At 66.2% G+C, this 3,874-nt stretch carries 4 protein-coding genes; 3 read left to right on the top strand and 1 reads right to left on the bottom strand.

Annotated elements, in window-relative coordinates; genetic code table 11:
• On the top strand, positions 1-668 hold a 668-nt coding region (locus EOA36_RS29965), incomplete at its 5' end, for an autotransporter outer membrane beta-barrel domain-containing protein (protein ID WP_127280569.1).
• A gap of 70 nt (positions 669-738) precedes the next feature.
• Here the strand turns inward: EOA36_RS29965 and EOA36_RS29960 are convergent.
• On the bottom strand, positions 739-1,665 hold the full coding sequence (locus EOA36_RS29960) for a DMT family transporter (RefSeq protein WP_127280568.1): 927 nt from the start codon (positions 1,663-1,665) through the stop codon (positions 739-741).
• Positions 1,666-1,841: 176 nt separating this feature from the next.
• On the opposite strand from EOA36_RS29960, the gene EOA36_RS29955 reads away from it, so the two are divergent.
• Together EOA36_RS29955 and EOA36_RS29950 are read left to right on the top strand one after the other, a co-directional pair.
• Positions 1,842-2,246 carry a YciI family protein gene (locus EOA36_RS29955; protein WP_127280567.1) on the top strand — a complete coding sequence of 135 codons (405 nt, stop codon included), beginning with the start codon at positions 1,842-1,844 and terminating at the stop codon, positions 2,244-2,246.
• The gene (locus EOA36_RS29950; RefSeq protein ID WP_127280566.1) at positions 2,243-3,496 is read left to right on the top strand and encodes an RNA polymerase sigma factor; all 1,254 of its coding nucleotides are present in this window, start codon (positions 2,243-2,245) and stop codon (positions 3,494-3,496) included. Before EOA36_RS29955 ends, EOA36_RS29950 begins: the two co-directional genes overlap by 4 nt.
• Positions 3,497-3,874 lie beyond the last annotated feature (378 nt).

Raw genomic sequence — 3,874 nt, 5'->3', positions numbered from 1 at the left:
GTACGGTGAAGTCGGATATCTCCTCGGCTTTCGGCCTCGGCTCGATCGACACGACAGGCTACGGCTTCGGCGGCACGCTGACTTGGTACGGCAACAGCGGCTTCTATGTCGACGCGCAGGCCGAACTGACCTGGTTCGACAGCGACCTGTCCTCCGCCACGCTCGGCAAAAGGCTGGTCAAGGGCAATAACGGCTTCGGCTATGGCCTCGGTATCGAAGCCGGGCAGAAGATCGGTCTCCAAGGCAACTGGTCGCTGACGCCGCAGGCGCAGCTCAGCTATTCCTCGGTCGATTTCGACAGCTTTACCGACCCCTACGGCGCCGTCGTCGCCAATGGCGGCAGCGACAGCCTGATCGGCAGGCTCGGCCTGTCGGCGGACTATGAAAGCCGATGGAAGGACAAGACGGGCAAAACGAGCCGCTCGCATGTCTACGGCATCGGCAATCTTTATTACGACTTCCTCGACGGCTCCGATGTCGATGTCTCGGGCACCGTGTTCAGCAGCAAGTCGCGGCAGCTGTCGGGCGGGCTCGGTCTCGGCGGCTCGCTGAGCTGGGCCGATGACCGTTATTCCGTCAATGGCGAGGTCTTGGCACGCACCAGCCTGGAAGACTTCGGCGACAGCCGCTCCATCGGCGGCACGGTCGGCTTCAAGGTCAAGTGGTAAGTCGAGCCAGGCGCGCTTTCCCCGGGAGACGGGCAGCGCGCCTGGTGTGAGCCCGGCGGCAAACCTGCCCTCAGACCGCGGCTTCGATCGGCTCGGCAAGCCTTGGATTGGAACGCGCCGCGATCAGGCAACTGGCCACGATGAGGCCCGCTCCCGCCAGCGTGGTCCAGGTCACCGCCTCGTCGAAGAAGAACCAGCCAAGCGCGATCGCCCAGATGAAGGCCGAGTACTCCGTCGGGATCAGATATTGCGCTTCGGCACGCGCGTAGGCCCAGCTCATCAGGAACTGGCCGGCGAGCGACAGCGCCGTCACCCCGGCGAGCGGAAGCCAGAGCTCGCCCGGCAGGGCAATGGCGAGCCAGGGCGCCGCGAGACCGAGCATGACCGCCACGCACAGGTTCTGGAACAGCATGATCTCGATCGGCTTGGCCACCAGCGCCTGCTGCCGCGCAAGGATCAGATTGTAGGCGTAGAACACCGTCGATACCAGCACCGCCGCCGTGCCGAGCAAGGCATCCCTGGCATGGTTCGCCTGCCCGAACTGGCCGCTCACGATGATCGCGACGCCCGCTATGCCGGCCAGCGAGGCCCAGATCGCCTGCCGCTGTATGCGCTCGCCGAGCAGCAAGGCGGCAAGCAGCAAGGCAAACAGCGGCGCGACGAAACTGAGCCCGATCGCCTCCGCCAGTGGCAGGCGGGCGAGCCCCCAGAAGAAGGAGAGCAAGACAAAGCCGACGACCGCGGCACGCAGCGCATGCAGCCTGAGCACGGGAAGCGCGGGCAGCCTGCGTGGCCCCATCGACCAGCCTGTGCCCGCAACCACGGTTGCCAGCATGCTGCGCCACAGCACCGTGTTGTAGACGCCTACCGCGATGACCAGGACCTTCATGGCCGCGTCCATCCCCGACAGCAGGAAGATGCCTAGAGCGCAGACAAGCACCGGGACCATGGGAGAAACGGCGCCTGCCAGGCTAGATGACTTCACGAGGCCCCTCATGTGATGGATCGCAGCCGGATATATCAGGGCGGACCGGCGGGGCCAGATGGCAGCCTCGCCGATATGGCGGTCCAACACGCGTTCGAGATCCGGGATTCGAAGTTTCTCCCGCGCCTGTCGATTTCACCATGGCCCGTTCGTCATATGATTGAACCAACCCAACCAAGGAGAAGACCATGCGGTTCATGATGCTGATGATCCCCGGCGGCTACGCGGAGGCGGCGCCCGATGTCATGCCCAGCGCCGAGGCGGTGGAAGGGATGATGAAGTACAATCACGAGCTGAAGAAAGCCGGCGTGCTTCTGACGCTCGACGGCCTGCATCCGCCGTCCGCCGGGGCGCGGGTCAGCTACAAGGGTGGCAAGCCTCTGGTCGTCGACGGCCCCTTCGCCGAGGTCAAGGAAGTGCTGGGCGGCTATTGGGTGATCGACGTGCGCTCACGCGACGAGGCCATCGAATGGGCCCGCCGCTGCCCCGCTGGAGAAAATGACGTGATCGAAATCCGCCAGGTCTTTGAAATGAGCGAATTTCCCGAGGACGTCCAGAAGGTGGCGGATCGTCTCGGCAGGATCAAGGATTGATCGCCAACAGAACCATCGAGGCCGTCTGGCGGATCGAGCAGCCGAAGCTCACCGCCAGATTGGCACGCACCCTCAGGGATGTCGGGCTGGCCGAGGAAATCGCGCAGGACGCCTTCGTGCTGGCGCTGGAGCGCTGGCCTCGCGACGGCATCCCGCGCAATCCGGCCGCCTGGTTGACGCAGGTCGCCAGGAACCGGGCGCTCGACCGGCTGCGCCGCACCACCATGATCGACGGCAAGCATCGCACGCTCGCCATCGACCTCGCCGAGCTGGAGCGCGAGATGCCCGACATCGAGGCGGCGCTCGACGAGGATATCGACGACGACCTCTTGCGGCTGATATTCACCGCTTGCCATCCCGTCCTGCCCGCCGAGCAGCGCGCCGCGCTGGCGCTGCGACTCCTGGGCGGCCTGTCGACGCCGGAGATCGCCCGCGCCTTCCTGGTGCCCGAAGCCACCGCTGCCCAGCGCATCGTGCGCGCCAAGCGAACCCTTCGCGATGCCGCCATCCCGTTCGAGACGCCGCGCGCGGAAGAGCGCCGCGAGCGCCTCGCCGCAGTGCTGGAGGTGGTCTATCTCATCTTCAACGAGGGCTATGTGGCGACCGCCGGACCGGACTGGCTGCGCGCCGATCTCTGCGCCGAGGCGCTGCGCCTCGGCCGCTCGCTGGCGGCGCTGATGCCCGACGAGCCCGAGGTGCGGGGGCTGGTGTCGCTGATGGAGTTCAACGCCTCCCGCTTCGCGGCCCGCACCGGCAAAGCGGGCGATCCGATCCTGCTGCTCGACCAGGACCGCGGCCGCTGGGACTGGTCGCTCATCCGGAGCGGCCTCGACGGCCTGAATCGCGCCATGGTCCTGACCTCGGCGCCCGGCCCCTATCTGCTGCAGGCGATGATCGCGGCCTGCCACGCCCGCGCGGTCACCGCCGCCGACACCGACTGGATCGCGATATCGGCCTATTACCAGGCGCTTGCCTTGGCGGCCCCCTCGCCCATCGTCGAGATCAACCGGGCCGTGGCCGTCGGCATGGCGTTCGGTCCGGCGCAAGGCCTCGCCATCGTCGAGGCGCTGAAGGACGAGCCGCGCCTGAAGGACTTGCATCTCCTGCCCACGGTGCGCGGCGATTTCCTGGAGAAGCTCGGCCATCGGGCGGAAGCCAGCGCGGCGTTCCGCCACGCCGCCCAATTGACCGGCAATGACAGGGAACGCGCCCTGCTGCTCGCCCGCGCCAACGCACGCATCCCCTCCTGATCTTTACGAAACGCACCGCCTCGCCGACTGCATCATCCGGCCAAGGCGAGAGACGCAAATGGCTGCGGGGGCACTGAGAAGAAACGCGTTCGTGGCGACGGAAACGACGCCCCACCCTGCACCGTCCGCGCTGCCGTATAGTGACGGGGAAAGGGGCGCTCTCGCCGATGATTTCGCTAATCCTGAGCGTCGGAGAAAGAGCGCCAACGCCGCAACTGCCCTTTCTCCCCGTCACTATACGGGGAGAAATGCCCGGTGTCCGAACCGGATAGATAGGTAACAGAATGGACCGATAGCATGGGTGACAGTTTTCTTGTCCGCCGGGAGGACCGGCGATGGTTTGGCGAGAAACTGGGATCATGGACGAGCGGCTACGGT

It is taken from the genome of Mesorhizobium sp. M8A.F.Ca.ET.021.01.1.1, from assembly GCF_003998025.1.
Lineage (GTDB): Bacteria > Pseudomonadota > Alphaproteobacteria > Rhizobiales > Rhizobiaceae > Mesorhizobium.
The sequence above is the reverse complement of the archived record's forward strand: the minus strand, read 5'-3'. Positions and strand labels throughout refer to the sequence as shown.